Here is a 24528-nt window from a genome sequence, read left to right as displayed (position 1 = left end):
ACCGTCCTCACGTTGATGCTCAAAATGGGACGACGTCGGCCCGGGGGCGCGCGGAGCGCGCTAGTTCGTGGCGGGAGTGCTTGTGGCGCTGGCCTCGACGAGGTCGGACGCCGGGGGTTCGCTGACGTCGACGAATTCGTCGGTGTCCTGCGATTGTACAGGCTGTCCGGCGGTCCACTCGCGTCCGGACACATAGGGCGACGGCTCGAGCCCGGGGTGCCGGCGCTTCTGGATGAACATGATCGCGAGTCCGATCACGACGCCGAAGATCGCCGCCCACACGTTCGTGCGCAGGCCGAGGATGATCTCGCTCGGGTCGATGCGGATGGACTCCCAGACGATGCGACCCGCGCTGTACCAGACGAGGTAGAGCCCGAAGAGGCGACCCCACTGCAGCCGGAATCGGTTCCCAGCCCACAGCAGCACGATCACGCCCATCGTGTTCCAGATGACCTCGTAGAGGAACGTGGGGTGGAAGAGCGTGCCCTCGGGCAGACCGACCGGCCAGGCCGGGTTGGGGTACGCGATCTCGAGACCCCAGGGCAGGTCGGTCGGCAGGCCGTAGAGCTCCTGGTTGAACCAGTTGCCGAATCGTCCCATCGCCTGCGCGAGGAGGAGGCCGGGTGCGAGGGCGTCGGCGAACGTCCAGAAGCGGATGCCGGTCCATCGGCAGCCGAGCCATGCGCCGATCGCGCCGCCGATGAGGGCCCCGTAGATCGCGATGCCGCCCTCCCAGATGAACAGCGCGCTGATGGGGTTGGCGCCGGGCCCGAAGTAGAAGTCCCAGTGGGTGACCACGTGGTAGATGCGTGCGCCGATGATCGCGAGCGGCACGGCGAGCAGCGAGATGTCGATCACGACCCACGGCTCCGCACCGCGCTTGGTGAGGCGATGATTGGTCAGGAAGACGGCGGCGATGATGCCCGCGATGATGCACAAGGCGTAGAAGTGGATCGTCAGGGGACCCAGGGAGAACGAGCTGATCGGCGGGCTCGGGATGCTGGTGACGACGCTCGCGGCGGCGGAGATCATGGGCGATCGGATCCTTGGCTGTCGGGGATGCCGGCGGCGGGCCGGTGTGAGAAGTCTAGTTCGCGACGCGCGCGGTGCCGGCGGCGAGGGCGCGGACCGACTCGGCGAGGCCGTCCAGTCCGCCGTCCCGCAGCGCGCGGACGAGGGCGGTCCCGACGATCGCGCCGTCGGCGTACTGCAGCACGCCGGCCACCTGTTCGGCGGTGGAGATGCCGATGCCGACGCACGCGTTCTCCACGCCGTGCTCGCGCAGGCGCGCGACGAGCGTGCGCGCCGCAGCATCCAGCTCCGCCCGCTCCCCCGTGATGCCCATGGTCGACACGGTGTAGACGAACCCCGTCGAGGACTCGGCGATGAGCGCGAGACGCTCGTCCGTCGACGTGGGCGCTGCCAGGAAGACCCGGTCGAGACCCGTTCGCTCGCTCGCCGCGATCCACTCCGCGGCGGCATCGGGAGTGATGTCCGGCGTGATGAGACCTGCACCTCCCGCCGCCGCCAGCTCGTCCGCATAGCGGTCGACGCCGAACTGGAGGACGGGATTCCAGTACGTCATCACGAGCACCGGCACGTCGACACGACGGGTGATCTCAGCGACCGCCGTGAACGTGTCGCGGAGGCGGAACCCGGCCGCGAGGGCGGTCTGCGTCGCCTGCTGGATGACCGTGCCGTCCATGACGGGGTCGGAGTAGGGTGGGCCGAGCTCGAGGATGTCGGCGCCGTTCTCGGCGACGGCGACCGCGGCGTCGATGCTCGTCTGCAGGTCGGGGAACCCCAGCGGCAGGTAGCCGACGAACGCACCGCGTCCCGCGGCGTGCGCGGCATCGATCGCCGCGGCCACGCGGGAGGTCACAGCTTCTCCCCCTCGCCGTGCGCGGCGTCGTAGTGCGGCGCGCGGGCGGCGGCCGCGGCATCCGTCCCCTCGTCGTAGAGATCGAAGTAGCGGGCTGCGGTGTCCATGTCCTTGTCGCCGCGCCCGGAGAGGCACACCGCGAGCACGGCGTCGGGCCCGAGCTCGCGGCCGATCCGCAGCGCACCGGCGAGGGCGTGCGCCGACTCGATCGCCGGAATGATCCCCTCGGTCTCGGACAGGAGCCGAAGCGCCTGCATGGCCTCGTCGTCGGTGGCCGGGATGTACTCGGCGCGCCCGATGGACGCCAGCCACGCGTGCTCGGGACCGACGCCCGGATAGTCGAGACCCGCCGAGATCGAGTGCGACTCGACCGTCTGGCCGTCCTCGTCCTGAAGGACGAACGTCTTGGCACCGTGCAGGACGCCAGGGCGGCCTCGCTCGATCGAGGCGGCGTGGCGGAGCGTGTCGACACCGTCGCCGGCCGCCTCGACGCCGTAGAGCCGAACGCCGTCGTCGTCGAGGAACGCGTCGAACATGCCGATCGCGTTCGAGCCGCCGCCCACGCACGCCAGGACGGCGTCGGGCAGGCGACCCGCCTCGTCGAGGAGCTGTGCACGAGCTTCTTCGGAGATCACCTTCTGGAAGTCGCGCACCATCGCCGGGAAGGGATGCGGACCCGCCGCGGTGCCGAAGATGTAGTTCGTCGTCTCGACGCTGGCGACCCAGTCCCGATAGGCGTCGTTGATCGCGTCCTTCAGGGTGCGCGAGCCGGTCTTGACGGGCACGACCTCGGCGCCGAGGAGCCGCATCCGCGCGACGTTGAGCGCCTGGCGCTCCGTGTCGACCTCTCCCATATAGATGGTGCAGTCGAACCCGAAGAGCGCAGCGGCCGTGGCGGTGGCGACTCCATGCTGGCCGGCCCCGGTTTCGGCGATGACACGCGTCTTGCCGAGCCGCCGGGTCAGCAGCGCCTGGCCGAGCACATTGTTGATCTTGTGGGAGCCCGTGTGGTTGAGGTCCTCGCGCTTGAGGAACACCCGCGCACCACCGGCGTGCTCGGCGAACCGGGGCACCTCGGTGATCGGCGAGGGCCGCCCGGCGTAGGAGTGCAGCAGCCGGACGAACTCGGCCTGGAACGCGGGATCCGCCTTCGCCGCCTCGTATTCGGCCGACAGCTCGTCGATCGCGGCGATGAGCGACTCGGGCATGTAGCGCCCGCCGAACTCGCCGAAGAAGGGTCCGGATGCCTCGCGCAGACTCACAGTCCCGCCTCCAGAAACGATCGCAGGGTCGACACGGGGTCACTGGTCACGAGCGCCTCGCCGACGAGGACCACGTCCGCGCCTCCGGAGCGGTAGTGAGCCACATCCTCGGGCGAGAGCACAGCCGACTCGGCGACCTTGATCGCTCCCGGCGGGATGCGTTCGGACAGCCGCGCGAAGAGATCGCGATCGAGCTCGAACGTCGACAGGTCGCGGGCGTTCACGCCGATGAGGCGGGCGCCGACGTCGGCGGCGCGGTCGACCTCCGCCGCCGAGTGCGTCTCGACGAGCGGCGTCATCCCCAGCTCGAGCACGAGCGCATGCAGCCGGCGGAGCACATCCTGCTCGAGCGCTGCGACGATGAGAAGCACCAGGTCGGCGCCCGACGCGCGGGCTTCGAGCACCTGGTACTCGCCTGCGATGAAGTCCTTGCGCAGGACCGGCAGATCGACCGCCGCCCGCACGGCTTCGAGATCGGCGAGGCTTCCCTTGAATCGGCGGCCCTCGGTCAGCACCGAGATCGCGGCCGCACCGCCCTCCTGGTAGAGGCGGGCCTGCAGCGCCGGATCGGGGATCGCCGCGAGATCGCCCCGCGACGGACTCGCACGCTTGACCTCGGCGATGATCTTGACGCGCTCGGCGGGCGCCAGGGCAGCCAGCGCATCACGCGCCGGGGGCTGCGCGAGGGCGGCCGCCTCGACGACCGCGTACGGTCGCTCCGAGGCGCGGGCCTCGGCATCCTCCACCGCGCCGGCCGTCAGGTCGGCGAGCACGTCAGTGCTCTTTCTTGGCGTACTTCGGACCGCGGGCGCCGTAGCCGGCTCGCGCCATGATCCACCCCACGAGGAGGCCGACCACGAGAAGGCCCGCCGACGCCCATACGAGGATCGGCATGTCGAACCAGTAGAAGAGGGTGCCGAGCGTCACCGCGACGAGCATGATCACGACGGCCGTCCAGGCGGCGGGCGAGTGTCCGTGGCCGGGGTCGCCGATGTGGTTGCTCATGGGGGTCCTCCTGGTAGGCACGGGGGTGTGCTCAGTCTAGCGGGCGGTCTGTGGGGTCCTCGCCACGCGACAGATCGTCCCACGAGTCGATGGCGTCGTGCGGCCGGGAGGTGGCCGGTGCCGCCGCGCGGGCTTCGTCCGTGCGATACCGGCGCCCCGATCCCCGCCAGCGGTGCGCGGTGGCGAGGGTGAAGACACCCGCCCCGGCGAGCACGACGGTCGTGGCGAGCGTCAGGACCGGCCACGGGGTCGGCGTGATGGCGGACACCAGCTCGGCCACCGCGGCGGCGCCCGTGATCCCGGTGGCCTCCGTGACCGTCGAGGCCACCGCTCCGACGGGATGCGCGAACACGATCGCGCCCGTCAACGACCCCAGGATCACCGCGATCGCGACGCTCAGCGCGCCGAAGACGTAACGCAGGACGGGACCGACGATCGAGAGCGCACCGCCCAGCGCCAGCACCGCCAGCCCCAGCGGCGCCAGCACGGGGATCGCCGCCGCGCCCGGGACATCGAGGGCGTGCGCCGCACCGTCGTCGAGCACGACGGTCAGCCACGTCTGGGTGGACGAGATCACCGCGATCGCCCCGCAGGCGACGAGCGCGACGACGGCGACGAGGCGTGCGCGACGGATCACTCCGGGCGCTCCGGTCCGGCGACGGGATCGAGGTCGTCGGCATCGAAGCACGTGCGGGTGCCGGTGTGGCAGGCCGGACCGACCTGCTCGACCTCGAGGAGCACGGCGTCGCCGTCGCAGTCGAGGCGGGCGCCGCGCACGAGCTGGATGTTTCCCGACGTGTCGCCCTTGCGCCAGTACTCCTGGCGCGATCGGGACCAGAAGGTGACACGACCCTCGGTCAGCGTGCGACGCAGGGCCTCGGCATCCATCCAGCCCAGCATGAGCACCTCGCGGGTGTCCCACTGCTGCACGATCGCGGCCACGAGTCCCTTGTCGTCGAACGAGACGCGGTCGATGCGCTGCTGAACGGACTCGCTCACGCCGCCTCCCTCACCGGGATGCCGCCGCGCGACATCGCCCGCTTGACATCTCCGACGGTCAGCTGGCCCGAGTGGAACACCGACGCCGCCAGCACGGCATCGGCGCCGGCTTCGACAGCAGGCCCGAAGTCCTCCGCGCGACCAGCGCCCCCGGATGCGATGACCGGCACGCTCGAGACCTCGCGCATCAGCGCCACGAGCTCCAGGTCGAAGCCCTCTCGCGTGCCATCGGCGTCGATCGAGTTCACCAGCAGCTCCCCCGCGCCACGCTCGATCGCCTCGCGAGCCCATTCGAGTGCATCCAGCGTCGTCTCGGTGCGGCCGCCGTGGGTGGTCACGACGAAGCCCGACTCGGTCGCGGGAGACCGCTTGACGTCCAGGGAGAGCACGAGCACCTGCGACCCGAAGCGGTCGGCGATCTCCTCGAGCAGTGGGGGGCGCGCGATCGCGGCCGAGTTCACCCCGATCTTGTCGGCACCGACGGCGAGCAGACGGCCGACGTCGTCCGCGGAGCGCACGCCGCCGCCGACGGTGAGCGGGATGAAGACCTGCTCCGCGGTGCGCCGCACGACGTCGTAGGTGGTCGCACGCTCGTCGACGGTCGCCGTCACGTCGAGGAACGTCAGCTCGTCGGCGCCCTGGCGGAAGTACTCCCGCGCGAGCTCGACCGGGTCGCCCATGTCGCGGAGATTCTCGAAGTTGACGCCCTTGACCACGCGGCCCGCTGCGACGTCGAGGCACGGGATGACCCGGCAGACCAGGGTCATCAGAGCCTCGCGTTGTGGATCGCGGTAACGAGGATGGCGCGCGCTCCGATCGCGTACAGGGCGTCCATCACCTGGTTGACGCCCTTGCGCGGGACCATGACCCTCACCGCGACCCACGCCGGATCGCGCAGGGGCGAGATCGTGGGCGACTCGATGCCGGGGGCGATCGCGACGGCGTCGTCGACCAGTGTCTCGGGCAGGTCGTAGTCGACCATCACGTAGCGGCGCGCCACCATCACCCCGCGGAGGCGCCGCAGCAGCGTGTCGGTCCCGTCGACGTCCGCCGGACCGGCGATCAGCACGGCCTCCGACTCGAGGAGGATCGGGCCGAAGATGTCGAGTCCCGCCTGCCGCAGGGTCGTGCCGGTCGAGACGACGTCCGCGACGGCGTCGGCCACGCCGAGGCGCACGGCGGACTCGACGGCGCCGTCGAGGGGCACCAGGTCCACAGCCACGCCGTGATCGTCGAGGAACGCGTCGACGAGACCGGGATACGCCGTCGCCACCCGCATCCCCTCGAGGTCGCCGACCGACGTGAAGCGACCGGGCGGGCCCGCGAAGCGGAACGTCGAGTCGCCGAAGCCCAGCGCCTCGATCTCGCGCGCGCCCGGCATGCGCGCGTCGAGCAGGAGGTCGCGGCCGGTGATGCCGACGTCCAGGGCGCCGGATCCGACGTAGGTCGCGATGTCCTTCGGGCGCAGGTAGAAGAACTCGACCTCGTTCTGCGGGTCGATGACGTGGAGGTCCTTGGGGTCGCGGCGCCCGACGTAGCCGGCCTCCGAGAGCATCTCGGTGGCGGTCTCGGCGAGCGATCCCTTGTTCGGAACGGCGATGCGCAGCATGCGGCGGGGGCTTTCGGTTCGAGGGCGGACGGGAGCGCGCTCAGAGATGTCGGTAGACGTCCTCGAGACTCAGGCCCTTCGCGAGCATCAGCACCTGGAGGTGGTACAGCAGCTGGGAGATCTCCTCGGCCGCGGCATCCGTCGACTCGTACTCCGCGGCCATCCAGACCTCGGCGGCCTCCTCGACGATCTTCTTGCCGATCGCGTGGACGCCCGCATCGAGCTGCGCGACGGTGCCCGAACCCTCGGGTCGCTCCGCCGCCTTGGCGGCGAGCTCGGCGAACAGCCCATCGAACGTCTTCACGCGTCCAGGTTACCGGCCGGGAGGGATGCTCCGGCTCCGCGTGACGGGCGGGTGATCAGTGCGCGTGCATCCGGGCCGCCGCTCGCAGACCCGCGATCGCGGCGTCCGGGTCACCCGCGCCGAACACCGCGGAGCCGGCGACGAACGTGTCGGCGCCGGCCTCGGCGGCCTGCCCGATCGTGGACTCACCGATGCCGCCGTCGACCTGCAGCCAGATCGACGATCCGCGGCGCCGGGCCTCGTCGGCGAGGTGGCGCAGCTTCGGCATCGTCTCGGGCATGAACGACTGCCCGCCGAAGCCCGGCTCGACCGTCATGACGAGGATCTGGTCGAAGTCGTCGAGCAGGTCGAGAAGTCCGTCGACCGGGGTCGCCGGCTTGACCGCCACTCCCGCGCGCGCGCCGATCTCGCGGAGGCGTCGTGCCAGCGTGACGGGCTCGGCGGCCGCCTCGAGGTGGAAGGTCACCGACGCCGCGCCGAGCTCGGCGTACCCCGGAGCCCAGCGATCGGGATCGGCGATCATGAGGTGGACGTCCAGCGGCACCGGACTCGTAGCCTGGATGCGCTCGACCATCTGCGGCCCGAAGGTGAGGTTCGGGACGAAATGGTTGTCCATGACGTCGACGTGCACGAAGTCGGCGGTCGCGATGCGCGCGAGCTCGGCCTGCATGTTGACGAAGTCGGCGGCGAGGACGCTGGGATTGATGCGGATGCCGCCGGCGCGGCCGTTCTCGTCGCGGAGGTGCACGCGTCCATTATGGTCGAGCCGTGGACCCCATCACGGAACTGCTCGCCGAGGTTCTCGAGGAGATCCGGCCCCGGGACGCCGGCGCACCGGCCGACTACATCCCCGAGCTCGCCAGCGCCGACCCCGATCTTCTCGCGTTCTCGGTCGTGGGTCCGCGGGGACGCGTGAGGTCCGTCGGCGACGATCACGCGGAGTTCACGATCCAATCGATCTCGAAGCCGTTCGTGCTGGCCCTCGCGCTCGCTGAGAAGGGCCGCGACGCGGTGCTCGGGCGCGTGGGCGCCGAGCCCAGCGGCGAGCCGTTCAACGCGATCAGCCTCGAGCCGGTGACCGGACGCCCTGCCAATCCCATGATCAACGCCGGAGCGATCGCGACGTCGGCGCTCATCCCCGGCGACGACGTGGACGACCGCACCGCGCGCATCGTCGACATGCTCTCGGCGTTCGCGGGCCGCTCGCTCTGGGTGGATGAGGCGGTCTACGCGTCGGAGTCGCTCACGGGCGAGCGCAATCGCGCGCTCGCGCACCTGCTCAAGTCCCACGCGGTCATCGACGGACCTGTGGATGTCGCCGTCGAGACCTACTTCCGGCAGTGCTCGCTGCTGGTGACGGTGCGTGATCTCGCGGTCATGGCGGCGACACTCGCCTTCGGCGGCGTCAACCCGGTCACGGGACGGCGTGTCGTGGACGAGCGCGTCGCGCGCGACGTGCTGTCGATCATGTCGAGCTGCGGGATGTACGACTACTCGGGCGAGTGGCTCCTCCGGGTCGGCCTCCCCGCGAAGAGCGGCGTGAGCGGCGGGCTCATGGCGGTGGCTCCCTCGCAGTTCGGCGTGGCGGCCTTCAGTCCGCGCCTCGACACGCACGGCAACAGCGTGCGGGCGGTGGCCCTCGTCGAAGAGGCCTCGGAGCGCTTCGGGATGCATCTGCTCGAACCGCACGAGAGCGTGGCCTCCCCCGCCCTGAGCCTCCACGGGGACGACACCGCGCGGGTCGTGCGGCTGGGCGGCGAACTCGGGTACGCCGGCGCCGAACGCATCGTGGCGATCCTCCGCGACGTGGCCGGCGGGCTTCCAGAGGACGTGCCGGTCACGGTCGATGCCCGCGAGCTGGGGCGCACCCATCCGGGCGCTCTCGTCGCACTGCGCAGCGAGTTCGAGGATCTGCCGAACTGGATCTGGCTCTCGGAGTGACGGCTCGGGTCACACCCGCCGCAGCAGGGAGATCGACATCGCGTCGGTGTTGTGCCGGTGCGGCCAGAGCTGTGCGCGTCCCGAGCCGTCGGCCTGCGGGAGCAGTCCCGGGTCGGCATCGGACAAGGCGGTGAGGACCTCGCGCGCGGAGAGCTCCTCGAGGGCGGCACCCCACTCGCGGCGGACCTCGGACACGACCCCCGCCGTCTCGGCGAGGTGCGGCGAGCACGTGACGTACGCGACCACGCCACCGGGAGCGAGTGCGGAGACCGCGCCGGAGAGCAGTTCGCGCTGGAGCTCGCTCAGCTCGGGGACATCGGCGGGAGCCTTCCGCCATCTTGCCTCCGGCCGTCGCCGAAGCGCGCCGAGGCCCGTGCACGGCGCGTCCACCAGGATGCGGTCGTAGGTGTCCGGCGTCGCGGCGGTCCGCGCGCGGCCGTCCTCCTCGGAGATCGGCACATCCAGAGGGACTCCCTCCAGCGCCCGGCGGACGAGGCCGGCGCGCGCCGGCGAGATCTCGTTCGCCTCAACCTGCGCCCCGTGGGCGAGCGCCTCTGCCGCGAGCATCGCCGTCTTGCCACCCGGTCCGGCGCACAGGTCGAGCCAACGCTCGCCCTCGCGGACGGGAATCGCGCGGGTGAGCGCGAGCGCGGCGAGCTGGGAGCCTTCGTCCTGCACGCGAATCCGCCCGTCCGAGGCGCGGACGTCCTCCTCCGGGTCGCCGGCGGCCCGTCGGAAGCCCACCGGCGAGTAAGGCGTCCGCCGCGCATCCTCGGGAACCTCGGCGAGACCCGGCAAGGCGACCATCGTGACCCGCGGCGACGCGTTGTCGGCCGTCAGGAGCGCTTCCAGCTCGTCGGCGCGGCCTTCTGCGGCCAGGGCGCGACGGAAGGCGCGCACGACCCACACGGGATGCGAGAACAGCAGGCCCAGCTGCTCGTCGTCGGAGCGCGCCGTCTCGGCCACGCGGGTCATCCAATCCCCCGGCGTGTCGCGCGACACCCGGCGCAGGACGGCGTTGACGAAGCCCGTCACGCCTCGTCCCCCGGCCGTGCGCGCCAGTTCGACCGACTCGTGGACCGCGGCATGCGAGGCGACGCGGGTGGAGAGGAGCTGGTGCACCCCGATCCTCAGCGCATCGAGGACCGCGGGATCGATGTCGGCGACGGCCCGGTCCGCCGCCAGCGAGATGACGGCGTCGTACGTCCCCTGCCGCCGCAGCGTGCCGTACGTCAGTTCGGTCGCCAGAGCCGCGTCGGCGGTCGACAGACCGGCTCGGGCGATCGAGGTCGGCAGGAGCAGGTTGGCGTACGCGTCGGACTCGTGCACGGCCCGGATCGTGTCGTAGGCGACGCGGCGCGCCGGTGCGGCGCCGCTCACGAGCCGGCCACCGGGTCGTCGTCGCGCAGTCCGCGCCACCAGTCGGCGGCGCGCATGCGGGCCTTGCCGGCGGGCTGCACCTCGTCGACGAGGATCGGCCGGGTGCCCGTGCCGACGAGAAGTTCGCGACCGAGGAGTGTCATGCGTCCCGGCGCGAGTGTCGGCGCGTCGGCGGGCGCTGCGCGCACCGCGTGGATCTTGACCCTCCCGCCGTCTACCGTCGTGTGGGCTCCGGGCTCGGGGGTGACTCCCCGGATCCGGCCCAGCACCGCACCCTCCGGGTCGGCCCAGTGCACGGCGCCGTCGGCATCGGCGAGCTTGCCCGCATAAGTCGGCTCCCCCTCCTGCGGACGGGCCACCGCCCTTCCGGAGGCGATGGCGTCGACGGTCTCGACGAGGAGGTCCGCCCCCTCATCGGCGAGCGACCTCAGCAGGTCGCCCGCCGTCGCGTCGGGCGGGACGGCGAGAGTCCGCTCGGCGTAGACGTCACCGGCATCCAACTCGGCGACCAGACGGAACACGCTGGCCCCGGTCACGGTGTCACCGGCGATGAGCGCGTGCTGGACGGGAGCGGCGCCCCGCCACCGCGGGAGCAGCGAGAAGTGCAGGTTGATCCAGCCGTGCGAGGGCGTCGACAGCAGCGGCTCGCGCACCAGTCCGCCGTACGCCACGATGACGCCCAATTCGGGACGCAGCGCGGAGATGCGCTCGGTCGCGTCGGTGTCGAGCCGGTCGGCACGGATGGCGGGCAGACCGAGCTCTTCGGCGGCGGCGGCGACGGGCGACGGTGTGAGCACCCGCTTGCGTCCGAGCGGGGCATCGCGCCGTGTCACCACGGCGGCGATGTCGTGGGCGGATGCCGCGAGCCGGCGCAGAGACGGCACCGCCGGCTCCGGCGTACCGGCGAAGACGAGGCGCATGGGGCTCCTCACAGATCGAGATCGGGCACGTCGACCCGAACTTTCAGTGTATTGCGCGCCCCGGGCGGCCGCCCCTTCGGCGGGCGTCGGGAACTGATCGCCTGGGCCACCACGGCCGCGCGCAGGCTCTCGGCCACCCGCGGACCCGCCGCGTACTCGAAGCGGACGAGCGCGCGCACCCCATCGTCGCGCGGAACGGGTCCGAGCACCGCCTCGGCGTCGAGTTCGGGAACGTCCGCCTTCAGCGACGAGAGCGCGGCCTCGACGGCGGCACGGCTGCCGTCCACGGACGCGACCCGCACGACCGGCGGCATGCGCAGCGGCGCGCGATCGGCGAGCTCCGCCCGCGCGTACGCCGCCTGCGTCCACGTCGCGAGCGCACGGGCGACGGGTCCGGCGACGCCGACGAGATGGACCGGGGCTCCCGGAGCGGCGAGGGCGGCCGCATTGGACCACCAGCGCAGACACGACTCCCCGATGCGCAGATCGTCGGCGAGCAGCATCCGATCGCCGTCGAGGAGGATGACCGCGCGGTAGCCGCCCGCGGCGAGCGGCTCGGCGCCGCGCGTCGCAACGACGAGGGCGGGACGCCCATCGACGTGCATCACGGGGTGTTCGCCGTCGGCCACGATCACGCGGACACCGGGGAAAGCTCGTCCGAGCTCGTCGGCGGTGCGCTCGCTGCCCGACGACGCCATGCGCAGCCGCGACGACGAGCACTCCTGGCAGCCCCAGTTCGTCGCCGCGCGTCCGCACCACGAGCACGTGGGCACCGCGCCGTGACGGGCGGCGTGCAGAGGCCCGCCGCAGTGGGCGCAGCGGGCCGGAGTCCGGCACTCCGCGCACACCAGGACCGGCGCGTAGCCCGGACGGGCGACCTGCACGAGGACGGGACCCTCGGCCAGTGCCCCGCGGGCGGCCGCGAACGCCGCGGACGGAACACGGGCACCGCGGGACTCCCCCTCGCGCGTCGCGCTGAGGATGACACGCGGGCTGACTCGCCGGGAGGCGACCACCTCGCGCACCCAGCCGAGCGCCACCAGTCGCTCGACGTCCGTCGTCCGCGTGTGTCCTGCGAAGACCAGCGCCCCGCCGTCGAGCTCCTGGCGCAGCAGGGCCGCGTCCCGGGCGTGCACTCCCGGGCTGAGGGGCTCGCCGAGGAGCGGATCGCCGTCATCCCACAGCGCCACGAGTCCCGGAGCGTGGACCGGCGCGTACACCGCGGACCGGTTGCCGATGACGACGCACGGCGTGGGCGCCAGCATCCGGAGGAAGGCGGCATACCGCGCGGGTGAGCTCTGCCGGGAGTCGTCGCGTACGAGCGCGGTCGCGGGGACGCGTCCGTCGAGCGCGGCCTCGAGCTGGGCCCGGTCGCGATGATCGGGGACGACGAGCACGGCGCTGCGTCCGGACGCGAGCGCGCGCACGGCGGCCGCGGCGAGCAGCAGCGCCCACGAGCCGACGGCGGTGCCGTCCGGCAGCTGCGCCGTCGCCGGCGGTGCGTCCACCGCGACGCGCTCCCCCTCATCGATCGCCGAAGCCAGACCCCCGAACGGCGAGAGCACACCGTCGGCCCAGGTCCGGGCCTCGCCGTCGACATCCGGCGCCGGCGTGGGCGTGCCGGCCAGCCACGCCTTCTCGGCACGCACCATCCGCTTCGGGATCACGAGCCGCAGGATGTCGCTCGCCGACCCGGCCGCGCGATCGGCGCAGCGTCGCGCGAGCGAATAGAGCGAGGGCGTGAGGACCCGCACGGGCGACACGACCGCGTCGAGCTCGGAGAGCGGGCGACCGGCGGCATCCGGCTCGCCGATGGCGACGAGGTAGCCGTCGACCACCCGGCCCGCGGTGCGCAGCGGCACACGCACCCGCACTCCGGGCACGGCGGCGTCGGCCAGTTCGTCGGGGATGGCGTAGTCGAACAGCCTGTCGAGCTGCGGCAGCGGGGAGTCGATGAGGACGCGGGCGACCCTCCGCGCGGTCACGTGCGACCTCCGCGGACGCGACCGCTCACGTCAGAGCCCGGCTGCGGCGCGCAGGTCGTCGGCGCGGTCGGTGCGCTCCCAGGTGAACTCGGGCAGCTCGCGACCGAAGTGCCCGTACGCGGCCGTCTTGGCGTAGATCGGCCGGAGCAGGTCGAGCTGATCGATGATCGCCTTCGGACGGAGGTCGAACACGTCGAGGATCGCCCGGGTGATCGCCTCATCGGAGACGCGCCCGGTGCCGAAGGTCTCGACGTAGAGCCCGACCGGCTTCGCCTTGCCGATCGCGTACGCGACCTGCACCTCGAGCCGATCCGCCAGCCCCGCGGCGACCGCGTTCTTGGCGACCCACCTCATCGCGTAGGCGGCCGAGCGGTCGACCTTCGAGGGGTCCTTGCCGCTGAACGCACCGCCGCCGTGGCGTGACGCTCCGCCGTACGTGTCGATGATGATTTTGCGGCCGGTCAGACCGGCGTCGCCCTTGGGCCCGCCCGTCACGAACGGGCCGGCGGGGTTGATGTAGAAGTTGACGTCGGGGAGCGCGAGTCCGGTGGACTCGAGGACTGGATCGATGACCTCGGCGCGGACCGCGGCGCGCAGCGCCTTCTGCGAGATCTCGGGCTGATGCTGCGTCGACAGCACGACGGACTCCACCGTGCGCGGCGTGACGCCGTCGTAACCGAGGGTCACCTGCGTCTTGCCGTCCGGCCGGAGGAACGGAAGCTCTCCCGAACGGCGCACCTCGGCCAGGCGCTCGGCCATGCGATGCGCCGTCCATGCCGCCATCGGCATGAGCTGCGGGGTCTCGGTCGTCGCATAGCCGAACATGATTCCCTGATCGCCGGCGCCCTGGAGATCGTGGGGATCCTGGGAGCCGTCTTCGCGACGCTCGAAGGCCTTGTCGACCCCCGCCGCGATGTCGGACGACTGCGCGCCGATCGAGACGCTCACGCCGCACGAATCACCGTCGAATCCCGTCTCGCTGGAGGTGTATCCGATCCGGTTGACGACTGCGCGCACGATCGCGGGGATCTCGACGTACGCCGACGTGGACACCTCGCCCGCGACGTGGACGAGACCGGTTGTGACGAGGGTCTCGACCGCGACGCGACCGCGGGGATCTTCGGCGATGATCGCATCGAGGATGCTGTCGGAGATCTGGTCGCAGATCTTGTCGGGATGCCCCTCGGTGACGGATTCGGACGTGAACAGACGCAGGTCGGTCATCGATTCTCCAGATCGGAAGAGTGCCGGCACCAGTATGCCCCCGGTCGCGGACAACGCCGCGCCCGAGGGCATCAGGAGGTCACGGAGATCAGTCGAGCGAGCGCAGACGCAGCTTGTCTTCGTGGATCTCGTGCATCGCGATGGTGAGGGGCTTGTCCTCCACCGTCGAGTCCACGAGCGGGCCGACGTTGTCGAAGAGGTTCCCCTCGTGCAGGTCGGAGTAGTAGTCGTTGATCTGACGCGCGCGCTTGGACGCGAAGATCACCAGCTGGTACTTCGAGTCGACCTTCTCGAGAAGGCTGTCGATGGGGGGCTCGATGATGCCCTGGTTCGTTCCGGCCATGGGAATCCTCCTGGATCGGATGACGGGTGGGAAGGTCTGGGAGCCGCGGGCGTGCCGAGGCATCCCATCATTCTACGTCAGCGGCGACGCTTCAGCGCGCAAGGCGGGCGATCTCGTCCGCCGCCCGCGCCACGTCGTCGTTGACCACGCGGTAGTCGAACTCCCCCTGCGCGGCCAGCTCGGCCTTCGCCGTGCGCAGCCGTCGCGCGCGTTCCTCGGCACCCTCGGTGCCGCGGCCGACGAGGCGGTGGACGAGCTCGTCCCAGCTGGGCGGGAGCAGGAAGACGAGGGTCGCCGACGGATCCGCCGCGCGCACCTGGCGCGCGCCCTGCAGGTCGATCTCGAGCAGAGCCGTGCGGCCCTCCGCGAGCACGCGCTCGATCGGCGCGCGCGGCGTGCCGTACCGCGAAGCGTTGTGCACCGTGGCGTGCTCGAGGAGCTCGCCCGCGGCGATGAGGCGGTCGAACTCGGCATCGTCGACGAAGTAGTAGTGCTCGCCGTCCACCTCGCCCGGGCGCGGTGCGCGCGTGGTCGCAGAGACCGAGAGGTGGATCTCGGGATGATGCGCCTTGATGTGGGCGGCCACCGTCCCCTTGCCCACGGCGGTCGGCCCGGCCAGCACGACGAGCCGGCTCCGGCCGCCGCGCGGCTCGAGCTCGGGCCACCGCTCATCGAGGAACCGGCGCAGCGCGGACCGCTGGCGCGACCCGAGACCGCCCAGCCGCTTCACCGGCGAGATGCCGAGATCGTCGAGGATGCGGTCGCGCTTGCCCGCGCCGATCGCCGGGATGCTCGTGAGGAACTCCGTCACCCGCATGGCGCCCGCCGCCGACGCGGGATCGTCCAGCGCCCGTCGCAGCAGCTCCTGCGGGGTGATGACGCGCATCGCGACATCCTTCTTGAGGGCGGCGCGCTCGCGTCGAGCGGCGACGGCGCGACGGGATGCCGCGACACGGTCGACCTCGGGGGGTGTGCGGGAGTCAGCCACGGTCGCCCCCGTAGAGCGCCGCGCGCTCCTCGATCCGCTGCGCGAGCGCGTCCGGGCCGGCCGACAGGATGCTGCGGCTCTCGCTCGCGATCACGCGCGACGCGTGTTCGCCGAAGAGTCGCACGAGGTCTCCCGGCTCAGCGCCCTGCGTGCCGAAGCCCGGCGCCAGAATCGGAGCCCCGCGGAGCGCGTCGTCGCTGAGCCCGACCGCCTCGCGATCGACGGTGGCGCCGACGACGAGGCCGATCGGGCCGAGTCCGCCCGAGAAGGCGGCCGAGCCGTTGACCCACGCGATGTCCCGCGCGACTCGCTCGGCGACGGTCTGCCCGTCGGTCGCGGCCACGTCGACGACGTGCGCGCTCTGCAGGGCGAACGCCTCGGGGTTGCTCGTCGCAGCGAGGACGAACGCCCCCTTCCTGTTCCGCACGGCGGCGGCGAGGGTGGTGCGGAGGGAGTCCGGTCCGAGGTAGGGGCTCAGGGTGACGGCATCCGCCTCGAGGGGCGACCCGATCGAGAGCCACGCGCCCGCGTACCCGTCCATCGTGCTGCCGATGTCGCCTCGCTTGGCGTCGGCGATCACCACGAGACCCGCCTCGCGCGCTGCGGCCAGCACGTCCTCGAGCGCGGCGAAGCCGGCGGACCCGAACCGCTCGAAGAACGCGACCTGCGGCTTCACGATGCCGACCCGGCCGACGGCTGCCTCGACGACGCGCAGGCCGAAGTCCCGCGCACCGGCGGCCGAGACATCCGATCCCCAGTCCTCCAGGAGCTGTGCGTGCGGATCGATACCCACGCACAGCGGTCCGTGCGCGGCGACCGCCGTCGCGACGCGCTCACCGAACGAGCTCACGCGCGCTCCCTCCTGTCGTCGGCGTACTCCTGGAGGCTCTTGACCTCGAAGCCCTCGCGCAGCACCGGCAGCGCGCTCACCGCGGCGCCCAGCACCGCCATCGTGGTGAACAGCGCCTTGTCGCCCGCGACGGCGGCCGCCCGGATCTCGTAGCCGTCGGCGCGGGCGCTGCCACCCGACGGCGTGTTCACGACGATGTCGATCTCGCCGGCGTTGATGAGGTCGACGATGTTCGTCGCTCCCGACTCCTGCGTCTCGGAGTACTTGCTCACGACCCTCACATCGATCCCGTTCCGCGCGAGGATTTCAGCCGTGCCCTCGGTGGCGACCAGGTCGAAGCCGAGCTCCTGCAGCCGATGCGCGGGCAGGATGACCGCGCGCTTGTCGCTGTCCGCGACCGAGATGAACACGGTTCCCTCGAGCGGCATGCCGCCGTACGCCGCCTCCTGCGACTTCGCGAAGGCGGTCGGGAAGTCGCGGTCGATGCCCATGACCTCCCCCGTCGAGCGCATCTCGGGTCCGAGGACGGAGTCCACCGTCTGGCCGTCGGCGGTCCGGAACCGCTTGAACGGAAGCACGGCCTCCTTCACCGCGACCGGCGCATCGAGCGGCACCCGCGAGCCGTCCTGCTCGGGAAGGAGCCCCTCGGCCTTCAGCTGCGCGATGGTGGCTCCCGCCATGAGGCGCGACGCCGCCTTCGCGAGCGGGATGCCCAGCGCCTTCGAGACGAACGGAACCGTGCGGCTCGCGCGGGGGTTGGCCTCGATGACGTAGAGCACGCCGGCCGAGATGGCGAACTGGACGTTGAGCAGACCGCGCACGCCGACTCCCTCGGCGATCGCCCGCGTCGCCTCGCGGACCCGGTCGATGTCGGTGCGGCCGAGGCTCACCGGCGGGAGGGTGCACGACGAGTCGCCGGAGTGGATGCCGGCCTCCTCGAGGTGCTCCATGACGCCGCCGATGTAGAGCTCGTCGCCGTCGAACAGCGCGTCGACGTCGATCTCGATCGCGTCGTCGAGGAAGCGGTCGACCAGCAGCGGAAGGCCCGGGCCGATGATCGCCTGGTCGGCGATGCGTACGAAGTAGTCGCGCAGCGCGTCGGTCGAGTAGACGATCTCCATGCCCCGGCCGCCGAGGACGAAGCTGGGCCGGACGAGGACCGGGTATCCGATCTCCTCCGCGACCGCCACCGCGCCGTCGACGTCGATCGCCGTGCCGTTGCGCGGGGCGACGAGGCCGGCGTCGTCGAGCAGACGGGAGAAGAGCTCGCGCTCTTCGGCGAGGTCGATCGCGGCGGGCTTCGTTCCGAGGATCGTGTACCCGGCCTCCTCGATGCCCTTCGCGAGCCCGAGCGGGGTCTGCCCGCCGAGCTGGCAGATCACGCCGAGGATCTCGCCGGAGCGGGACTCCGCGTGCAGCACCTCGAGGACGTCCTCGAGGGTCAGGGGCTCGAAGTACAACCGGTCGGACGTGTCGTAGTCAGTTGACACGGTCTCGGGGTTGCAGTTGACCATGACGGTCTCGTACCCCGCGTCGGCGAGGGCGAACGAGGCGTGGACGCACGAGTAGTCGAACTCGACGCCCTGTCCGATCCGGTTCGGACCCGACCCGATGATGACCACCTTCGTGCGCTCCGACGGGGAGACCTCCGTCTCGGTGTCGTAGCTGGAGTAGTGGTACGGCGTGAGAGCCGGGAACTCCCCCGCGCAGGTGTCGACGGTCTTGTAGACCGGGCGGACGTCGAGCGCGTGGCGCACACCGCGCGCCTCGGTCTCGGAGATCCCCCGCAGCTGCGCGATCTGCGCGTCGCTGAAACCGTGCTCCTTCGCGACGCGCAGGGTCGCGGCATCCAGTTCGTCGGCCTGTGCGACGAAGTCGGCGACCTCGTTGATCAGCACGATCTGGTCGAGGAACCACGGGTCGATCTTGGTCGACTCGAACGCCTGCTCCACCGTGGCGCCCTTGCGCAGCGCCTGCTGCACGACGACGATACGGCCGTCGGTCGGGGTCGCGGCGATCGCGAGGAGCTCCTCGACGCTGCGGGGCTCCTCTCCCCAGTGGAAGCTCGATCCGCGCTTCTCGAGGGAGCGGAGCGCCTTCTGCAGGGCGGTCGAATAGTTTCGGCCGATCGCCATCGCCTCGCCCACCGACTTCATCGTGGTCGTGAGCGTCGTGTCGGCGGCCGGGAACTTCTCGAAGTTGAAGCGCGGCACCTTCACCACGACGTAGTCCAGGGTCGGTTCGAAGCTCGCGGGGGTCACCTTGGTGATGTCGTTGGGGATCTCGTCGAGGCGGTAGCCGATCGCGAGCTTGGCGGCGATCTTCGCGATCGGGAACCCGGTCGCCTTCGACGCGAGCGCCGACGAGCGCGAGACGCGGGGGTTCATCTCGATCACGATGATCCGGCCGTCCTCGGGGTTCACGGCGAACTGGATGTTGCAGCCGCCGGTATCCACGCCGACCGCGCGGATGATGTCGATGCCGATGTCCCGCAGCTTCTGGTACTCGCGATCGGTGAGCGTCAGGGCGGGGGCGACGGTGATCGAGTCCCCGGTGTGGACGCCGACGGGATCGACGTTCTCGATCGAGCACACCACGACGGTGTTGTCGGCCATGTCGCGCATGAGCTCGAGCTCGTACTCCTTCCAGCCGAGGATCGACTCCTCGAGCAGGACCTCGCTCGTCGGCGAGTCGTGCAGTCCCGCCCCGCCGATGCGGCGGAGGTCGGCCTCGTCGTAGGCGAAGCCCGATCCGAGGCCGCCCATCGTGAACGACGGGCGCACGACCAGCGGGTAGCCGAGCTTCTCCGCGCCGGCCAGCAGGTCGTCCATCGAGTGGCAGATGACGGATGCCGCGACATCCGCGCCCGCGTCGAGGACGAGCTGCTTGAAGACCTGACGGTCCTCGCCCTTCTCGATCGCCTCGACCTTCGCGCCGATCAGCTCGACGCCGTACTTCTCGAGGATCCCCGCCTTGTCGAGCGCCATCGCGGCGTTGAGCGCGGTCTGCCCGCCCAGGGTGGGCAGGATCGCGTCCGGCTTCTCCTTCGCGATGATCGTCTCGATGACCGCGGGGGTGATCGGCTCGATGTAGGTCGCGTCGGCGAAGTCGGGGTCGGTCATGATCGTCGCCGGATTCGAGTTGACGAGGATGACGCGCACGCCCTCCTCGCGCAGCACACGGCAGGCCTGGGTGCCCGAGTAGTCGAACTCGCACGCCTGACCGATGACGATCGGGCCGGAGCCGATGACGAGGACGGAGTCGATGTCTTCGCGCTTGGGCATTACTCGGAGTCCTTCTTCGAGAGGTGGGCGACGACCATGTCACGGAACCGGTCGAACAGATAGTTGGCGTCGTGGGGCCCGGCCGCCGCCTCGGGGTGGTACTGCACCGAGAAGGCGGGGATGTCGAGAGCGCGGAGTCCTTCGACGACCCGGTCGTTGAGGCCGATGTGACTGACTTCGATGCGGCCGTAGCCATTCGGGCTGTCGAAGGGGGCGTCGAGGGGCGCGTCCACGGCGAACCCGTGATTGTGCGACGTGATCTCGACGCGGCCGGTCGTCTTGTCGAGGACGGGCTGGTTGATGCCGCGGTGCCCGAACGGCAGCTTGTAGGTGCCCAGCCCGAGCGCTCGTCCGAGCAGCTGGTTGCCGAAGCAGATGCCGAAGAACGGCAGCCCGTCATCGAGAACGCCGCGCAGCAGGTCGACATGGTCTCCGGAGGCTGCGGGGTCGCCCGGGCCGTTCGAGTAGAACACCGCGACGGGATCGATCGCACGCAGCTCGTCGATCGTCACGTCCTGCGGCAGCACGTGCACGTCGAACCCGCGCGCGGCGAGGTTGTCGACCGTCGACTGCTTGACGCCGAGATCGAGTACCGCCAGGTTCCCGATGCGCTCCGCTGTCGCCGTCGTCACCTCGACGGCCGCGACCGACACCGTCGCGGAGAGGTTCTGCCCCGCCATCTGCGGCGCTTCGCGCACGAGGCGGAGCTGCTCGTCCGCGTCGATCGCAGCCGCATCGCCGGAGAAGATCCCGCCGCGCATGCTGCCCGCCGATCGGATGTGCCTCGTGACGGCACGCGTGTCGATGCCGCTGATGCCGACCACGCCGTCCGAGACCAGCGCCTCGTCGAGCGACTCGTCGGCGCGCCAGTTCGACACGACGCGCGAGGGATCGCGGACGATGTACCCCGACACCCAGATGCGGCGGGACTCCGGATCCTCGTCGTTCATCCCGGTGTTGCCGATGTGCGGTGCCGTCTGGAGGACGATCTGACCGGCGTACGACGGGTCCGTCAGGGTCTCCTGGTAGCCGGTCATCCCGGTGGCGAACACGACCTCGCCGAGCGTCGTGCCGCGCGCCCCGTAGGCACGGCCCGCGTGACGTGTTCCGTCCTCGAGCACGAGCACGGCGGGTTCGGTTCGGAAGAGCGAGGTCATGCGTCGGTTCCCGTCTGGGTGGAGGGGAGGATGCCGCTCACGGCGTCCGCGAGAGCGCGCGCCGAGGCATCCTGGGGGCGGAAGTACGAGTCGACGACCGTTCCGTCGTCGGTGCGCCACGAGAGGCGCGTCAGGCCGTCGCGTTCGACGACCCTGTCGATCGCCACGGTCGACTGCGCGACCTCGGCGATCCGCGCGGTGGCGAGGAAGAGGCGCGGCTGACCGGTGAGGTCGATCGCGACGCCGGCATCGGTGACCGTGACGTCGGCGCGCGAGCGGAATCCCATACCCCTCACGGCGAGGCGCTCGAGCGGCTCCTCGTGCCGTGTGGTGGCCACGTACAGCGCGGGGAAGGTCGCCTCCACGCGGGCGCCGGCGGGTGCCTCGCCGACCGGGGCGACGATGCCGCTGTCGCGGCGCGTGCGCCGGCGCCACGCCCAGACGCCGAGGCCTACGAGCAGCAGCGCGATCGCGACGGTGACGAGGAGGGCGCCTTCGCGGGTCATGCGCGGGCTCCCGGCACCTCGAGGACTCCACCGTCGGCCACGGTCACCGCGCCGCGGTACAGAGTCCAGCGCACGTCTCCGGGGAGCGGCCGGCCGAGGTACGGCGAGTTCACGCTGCGTCCGCGCAGGTCGCCCTCGCCGAAGGGCCGGACCGGCGACGGGTCGTAGAACGTCATCGACGCGGGCCTGCCCTCGGTGAGCGGGGTGCCATGCCCCTCGAGTCGTCCGATGCGCGCCGGCTCGCGCGACATCACCCGCGCCACGTCGGCCCAGGTCAGCATGCCGGTGTCGACCATGGCCTGCTGCACCACGCGCAGAGCGCTCTCGAGTCCCACCATGCCGTTGGCCGCGGCGTGCCACTCGCAGGCCTTCGCCTCGGCCGGGTGCGGGGCGTGGTCGGTGGCGACGATGTCGATCGTGCCGTCGGCGAGCCCCTCTCGGACGGCGAGCACGTCCTCCTCGCGGCGCAGCGGAGGGTTGACCTTGAACCGCGCGTCGTAGTCGCGGACGAGTTCGTCGGTGAGGAGCAGGTGATGCGGGGTGACCTCGGCGGTCACGTCGACGCCGCGGCGCTTGGCCCACCGGATGATGTCGACGGAACCGGCCGTCGAGAGGTGGCATACGTGCAGGCGCGATCCGACGTGCTCGGCGAGCAGCACGTCGCGGGCGATGATCGACTCCTCGGCCACGGCCGGCCAGCCGGCGAGCCCGAGTTCGGCCGAGACCGCGCCCTCGTTCATCTGCGCACCCTCGGTGAGGCGGGGATCCTGGGCGTGCTGGGCGATCACGCCGTCGAAGGCCTTCACGTACTCGAGCGCGCGGCGCATGATCAGCGGGTCCCACACGCAGAAGCCGTCGTCGCTGAACACGCGGACGCGCGCTCGCGAGTCGGCCATCGCGCCGAGCTCGGCGAGCCTCTCGCCCTTCTGCCCGACGGTGACGGCGCCGATGGGCTGCACGGTGACGTACCCCGCCGCCTCGCCGAGGGCGAGCTCCTGCTCGACGACCCCGGCCGTGTCGGCGACGGGAGAGGTGTTCGGCATCGCGAACACCGCGGTGTACCCGCCGGCGGCAGCAGCGCGCGATCCGGTGAGGATGGTCTCGGATGCCTCGTACCCGGGCTCGCGGAGGTGGGTGTGGAGGTCGACGAGCCCCGGGAGGGCGACGAGGCCGTCGACGTCGACGACCGTCGCGCCGCTGCGGCTCAGCCCGGATCCGACGGCGGAGATGACACCGTCCGAGACGAGGATGTCCGCCGTCCCGGAGCCCTCGATCGCGGCTCCGCGGAAGAGAAGGGTCTCGCTCATCGGGTGGTCTCCTTCTCTCGGGTGTCTTCGCCGGGCTCCGCTCCCGCCAGAAGCAGGTAGAGCGCGGCCATGCGCACCGAGACGCCGTTCGCCACCTGCTCGAGTACCGTCGAGCGCGGCGAATCCGCGGCCTCTGCGGAGATCTCCAGACCCCGGTTCATCGGTCCGGGGTGCATCACGATGCTATCCGCTCCGAGCGCGCCCAGCCGTCGGGCGTCGAGTCCCCACCTGCGCGAATACTCCCGTTCAGTCGGGAAATATGCGGCATTCATGCGCTCGAGTTGAATCCGCAGCATCATGAGCGCGTCCGGTCCTGCGGCGAGGGCCTCGTCGAGGTCGTACACGACGCGCGCAGGCCAGGCGGAGACATCCTGCGGAACGAGTGTCGGCGGTGCGACGAGCGTCACGTGCGCGCCCAGGGTGTCGAGGAGCCACACGTTCGATCGTGCGACCCGCGAGTGCAGGATGTCTCCGACGATGGTGACCGAGACTCCGGCGAGATCGCGGCCCCGGCTGTCATCGCCGTGGCGCCGCTTGCGGATCGTGAACGCGTCGAGCAGCGCCTGGGTCGGGTGTTCGTGCGTCCCGTCGCCGGCATTGACGACGCCGGCCGTGATCCAGCCGCTGGTCGCGAGCGTGCGGGGTGCGCCCGAGGCGCCGTGGCGGATGACGACGGCGTCGGCTCCCATCGCCTGCAGGGTCTGCGCGGTGTCCTGGAGCGACTCCCCCTTGGAGACGCTCGACCCCTTGGCGGAGAAGTTGATCACGTCCGCCGAGAGACGCTTGGCGGCGGCCTCGAACGAGATGCGCGTGCGGGTGGAGTCTTCGAAGAACAGGTTCACGACGGTCCTGCCGCGCAGCGTGGGCAGCTTCTTGACCTCGCGTCGCTGCGTGTCGGCCATGTCCTCGGCGACGTCGAGGATGCGCAGCGCGTCCTCCCGCGACAGGTGCTTGGTGTCGAGCAGATGCCTCATGACTCGATCGTCACCTCTTCGCGGCCGTCGGTCTCGGTGAGGCGCACGTTGACACGCTCGTCCGCCGAGCTCGGCAGGTTCTTGCCGACGAAGTCGGGGCGGATCGGCAGCTCGCGGTGGCCCCGGTCGACGAGGGTCGCGAGCCGGACTGCCGTGGGCCGGCCGATGTCCTGGAGGGCGTCGAGGGCGGCGCGGATGCTTCGGCCTGAGTAGAGCACGTCGTCCACCAGCACGACCACTCTCCCGTCGATGCCGCCGGGGGGGATCGCGGTCGGCTGAGGGGCGCGGGTCGGGTTGCGGTGGAGGTCGTCGCGGTACATCGTGACGTCGAGCGCCCCGACGGGGACGGGAGCTCCTGCGAACTCCTCGACGAGCGCCGCGATGCGGTTCGCGAGAGTGACGCCTCGCGTGGGGATGCCCAGGAGGACGAGGTTCTCGGGGCCCTTGTTGGACTCGAGGATCTCGTGGGAGATCCGAGTCAGTGCCCGGGCGATGTCGGCCTCGTGAAGCACGGTGCGCGTGCTCATCCGCCGCTCCCTTCTCCGCCTCACGGGACGGGGTTAAAGGTTGCTGTGATTCTGGTCGATCCTACCCGATCGCTGCGGGGG

General features: G+C 71.3%; 25 protein-coding genes. 1 reads left to right on the top strand and 24 read right to left on the bottom strand.

The window, feature by feature from the left end:
* Window positions 1–60: 60 nt before the first annotated feature.
* The 11 genes from lgt to rpe are packed head-to-tail and all read right to left on the bottom strand — an operon-like array spanning window position 61 to window position 7809.
* The gene (lgt, locus tag ACFQ0P_RS14290; RefSeq protein ID WP_204979320.1) at window positions 61–1032 is read right to left on the bottom strand and encodes a prolipoprotein diacylglyceryl transferase; all 972 of its coding nucleotides are present in this window, start codon (window positions 1030–1032) and stop codon (window positions 61–63) included.
* A gap of 55 nt (window positions 1033–1087) precedes the next feature.
* Window positions 1088–1882, bottom strand: a complete 795-nt coding sequence (gene trpA / locus ACFQ0P_RS14285) for a tryptophan synthase subunit alpha (RefSeq protein WP_204979319.1) — start codon at window positions 1880–1882, stop codon at window positions 1088–1090.
* The gene (trpB, locus tag ACFQ0P_RS14280) at window positions 1879–3144 is read right to left on the bottom strand and encodes a tryptophan synthase subunit beta (RefSeq protein ID WP_204979318.1); all 1266 of its coding nucleotides are present in this window, start codon (window positions 3142–3144) and stop codon (window positions 1879–1881) included. The genes trpA and trpB overlap by 4 nt, the downstream gene beginning before the upstream one ends.
* Complete coding sequence (gene trpC / locus ACFQ0P_RS14275) at window positions 3141–3917, bottom strand: indole-3-glycerol phosphate synthase TrpC (RefSeq protein WP_204979317.1); 777 nt, start codon at window positions 3915–3917, stop codon at window positions 3141–3143. The genes trpB and trpC overlap by 4 nt, the downstream gene beginning before the upstream one ends.
* Before the next feature lies 1 nt (window position 3918).
* Window positions 3919–4149: a DUF6704 family protein gene (locus ACFQ0P_RS14270; protein WP_204979316.1), complete on the bottom strand. Its 231-nt coding sequence runs from the start codon at window positions 4147–4149 to the stop codon at window positions 3919–3921.
* A 31-nt stretch (window positions 4150–4180) separates the two neighbouring features.
* Complete coding sequence (locus ACFQ0P_RS14265; RefSeq protein ID WP_204979315.1) at window positions 4181–4786, bottom strand: Trp biosynthesis-associated membrane protein; 606 nt, start codon at window positions 4784–4786, stop codon at window positions 4181–4183.
* A complete protein-coding gene (gene hisI / locus ACFQ0P_RS14260; RefSeq protein WP_204979314.1) occupies window positions 4783–5148 on the bottom strand; it encodes a phosphoribosyl-AMP cyclohydrolase in 366 nt (121 codons plus the stop codon). The genes ACFQ0P_RS14265 and hisI overlap by 4 nt, the downstream gene beginning before the upstream one ends.
* Window positions 5145–5915 carry an imidazole glycerol phosphate synthase subunit HisF gene (gene hisF / locus ACFQ0P_RS14255; protein ID WP_204979313.1) on the bottom strand — a complete coding sequence of 257 codons (771 nt, stop codon included), beginning with the start codon at window positions 5913–5915 and terminating at the stop codon, window positions 5145–5147. The genes hisI and hisF overlap by 4 nt, the downstream gene beginning before the upstream one ends.
* Window positions 5915–6757, bottom strand: a complete 843-nt coding sequence (gene hisG / locus ACFQ0P_RS14250; protein ID WP_204979312.1) for an ATP phosphoribosyltransferase — start codon at window positions 6755–6757, stop codon at window positions 5915–5917. Before hisG ends, hisF begins: the two co-directional genes overlap by 1 nt.
* A gap of 40 nt (window positions 6758–6797) precedes the next feature.
* On the bottom strand, window positions 6798–7061 hold the full coding sequence (locus tag ACFQ0P_RS14245) for a phosphoribosyl-ATP diphosphatase (RefSeq protein WP_204979311.1): 264 nt from the start codon (window positions 7059–7061) through the stop codon (window positions 6798–6800).
* A 55-nt stretch (window positions 7062–7116) separates the two neighbouring features.
* Window positions 7117–7809 carry a ribulose-phosphate 3-epimerase gene (rpe, locus tag ACFQ0P_RS14240; RefSeq protein ID WP_204979310.1) on the bottom strand — a complete coding sequence of 231 codons (693 nt, stop codon included), beginning with the start codon at window positions 7807–7809 and terminating at the stop codon, window positions 7117–7119.
* A 20-nt stretch (window positions 7810–7829) separates the two neighbouring features.
* Between rpe and glsA the strand changes: the two genes are divergently transcribed.
* Window positions 7830–9002 carry a glutaminase A gene (gene glsA / locus ACFQ0P_RS14235; RefSeq protein WP_204979309.1) on the top strand — a complete coding sequence of 391 codons (1173 nt, stop codon included), beginning with the start codon at window positions 7830–7832 and terminating at the stop codon, window positions 9000–9002.
* Window positions 9003–9011: 9 nt separating this feature from the next.
* On the opposite strand, the gene ACFQ0P_RS14230 is transcribed toward glsA, so the two are convergent.
* The 13 genes from ACFQ0P_RS14230 to pyrR form a co-directional block, all read right to left on the bottom strand.
* Window positions 9012–10382, bottom strand: coding sequence for an RsmB/NOP family class I SAM-dependent RNA methyltransferase (locus ACFQ0P_RS14230; RefSeq protein ID WP_378772624.1), 1371 nt, complete (start codon window positions 10380–10382; stop codon window positions 9012–9014).
* On the bottom strand, window positions 10379–11302 hold the full coding sequence (gene fmt, locus ACFQ0P_RS14225) for a methionyl-tRNA formyltransferase (RefSeq protein WP_204979307.1): 924 nt from the start codon (window positions 11300–11302) through the stop codon (window positions 10379–10381). Before fmt ends, ACFQ0P_RS14230 begins: the two co-directional genes overlap by 4 nt.
* Window positions 11303–11310: 8 nt before the next feature.
* Window positions 11311–13287 carry a primosomal protein N' family DNA-binding protein gene (locus ACFQ0P_RS14220; RefSeq protein ID WP_204979306.1) on the bottom strand — a complete coding sequence of 659 codons (1977 nt, stop codon included), beginning with the start codon at window positions 13285–13287 and terminating at the stop codon, window positions 11311–11313.
* A gap of 30 nt (window positions 13288–13317) precedes the next feature.
* Window positions 13318–14511 (bottom strand): methionine adenosyltransferase, encoded by a 1194-nt coding sequence (gene metK, locus ACFQ0P_RS14215; RefSeq protein ID WP_204979305.1) that lies wholly within the window; start codon window positions 14509–14511, stop codon window positions 13318–13320.
* Between the two features lie 88 nt (window positions 14512–14599).
* The gene (gene rpoZ / locus ACFQ0P_RS14210; protein ID WP_169582550.1) at window positions 14600–14854 is read right to left on the bottom strand and encodes a DNA-directed RNA polymerase subunit omega; all 255 of its coding nucleotides are present in this window, start codon (window positions 14852–14854) and stop codon (window positions 14600–14602) included.
* A gap of 91 nt (window positions 14855–14945) precedes the next feature.
* The gene (gmk, locus tag ACFQ0P_RS14205; protein WP_204979304.1) at window positions 14946–15842 is read right to left on the bottom strand and encodes a guanylate kinase; all 897 of its coding nucleotides are present in this window, start codon (window positions 15840–15842) and stop codon (window positions 14946–14948) included.
* Window positions 15835–16692, bottom strand: coding sequence for an orotidine-5'-phosphate decarboxylase (gene pyrF / locus ACFQ0P_RS14200; protein ID WP_204979303.1), 858 nt, complete (start codon window positions 16690–16692; stop codon window positions 15835–15837). The genes gmk and pyrF overlap by 8 nt, the downstream gene beginning before the upstream one ends.
* Window positions 16689–19976: a carbamoyl-phosphate synthase large subunit gene (carB, locus tag ACFQ0P_RS14195; RefSeq protein WP_204979302.1), complete on the bottom strand. Its 3288-nt coding sequence runs from the start codon at window positions 19974–19976 to the stop codon at window positions 16689–16691. The genes pyrF and carB overlap by 4 nt, the downstream gene beginning before the upstream one ends.
* On the bottom strand, window positions 19976–21133 hold the full coding sequence (carA, locus tag ACFQ0P_RS14190; RefSeq protein ID WP_204979301.1) for a glutamine-hydrolyzing carbamoyl-phosphate synthase small subunit: 1158 nt from the start codon (window positions 21131–21133) through the stop codon (window positions 19976–19978). The genes carB and carA overlap by 1 nt, the downstream gene beginning before the upstream one ends.
* Window positions 21130–21639 (bottom strand): PH-like domain-containing protein, encoded by a 510-nt coding sequence (locus ACFQ0P_RS14185; RefSeq protein ID WP_204979300.1) that lies wholly within the window; start codon window positions 21637–21639, stop codon window positions 21130–21132. Before ACFQ0P_RS14185 ends, carA begins: the two co-directional genes overlap by 4 nt.
* Complete coding sequence (locus ACFQ0P_RS14180) at window positions 21636–22946, bottom strand: dihydroorotase (RefSeq protein WP_204979299.1); 1311 nt, start codon at window positions 22944–22946, stop codon at window positions 21636–21638. The genes ACFQ0P_RS14185 and ACFQ0P_RS14180 overlap by 4 nt, the downstream gene beginning before the upstream one ends.
* Window positions 22943–23920, bottom strand: coding sequence for an aspartate carbamoyltransferase catalytic subunit (locus ACFQ0P_RS14175; protein ID WP_204979298.1), 978 nt, complete (start codon window positions 23918–23920; stop codon window positions 22943–22945). Before ACFQ0P_RS14175 ends, ACFQ0P_RS14180 begins: the two co-directional genes overlap by 4 nt.
* Entirely contained in the window at window positions 23917–24447 is a 531-nt protein-coding gene (gene pyrR, locus ACFQ0P_RS14170; RefSeq protein WP_204979297.1) for a bifunctional pyr operon transcriptional regulator/uracil phosphoribosyltransferase PyrR, read from the bottom strand. The genes ACFQ0P_RS14175 and pyrR overlap by 4 nt, the downstream gene beginning before the upstream one ends.
* Between the last annotated feature and the right edge of the window lie 81 nt (window positions 24448–24528).

It is taken from the genome of Microbacterium insulae, from assembly GCF_042677065.1.
Classification (GTDB): Bacteria; Actinomycetota; Actinomycetes; order Actinomycetales; family Microbacteriaceae; genus Microbacterium; species Microbacterium insulae.
Note: the sequence above shows the minus strand (reverse complement) of the source record. Positions and strands in the feature narration are given on the sequence as shown.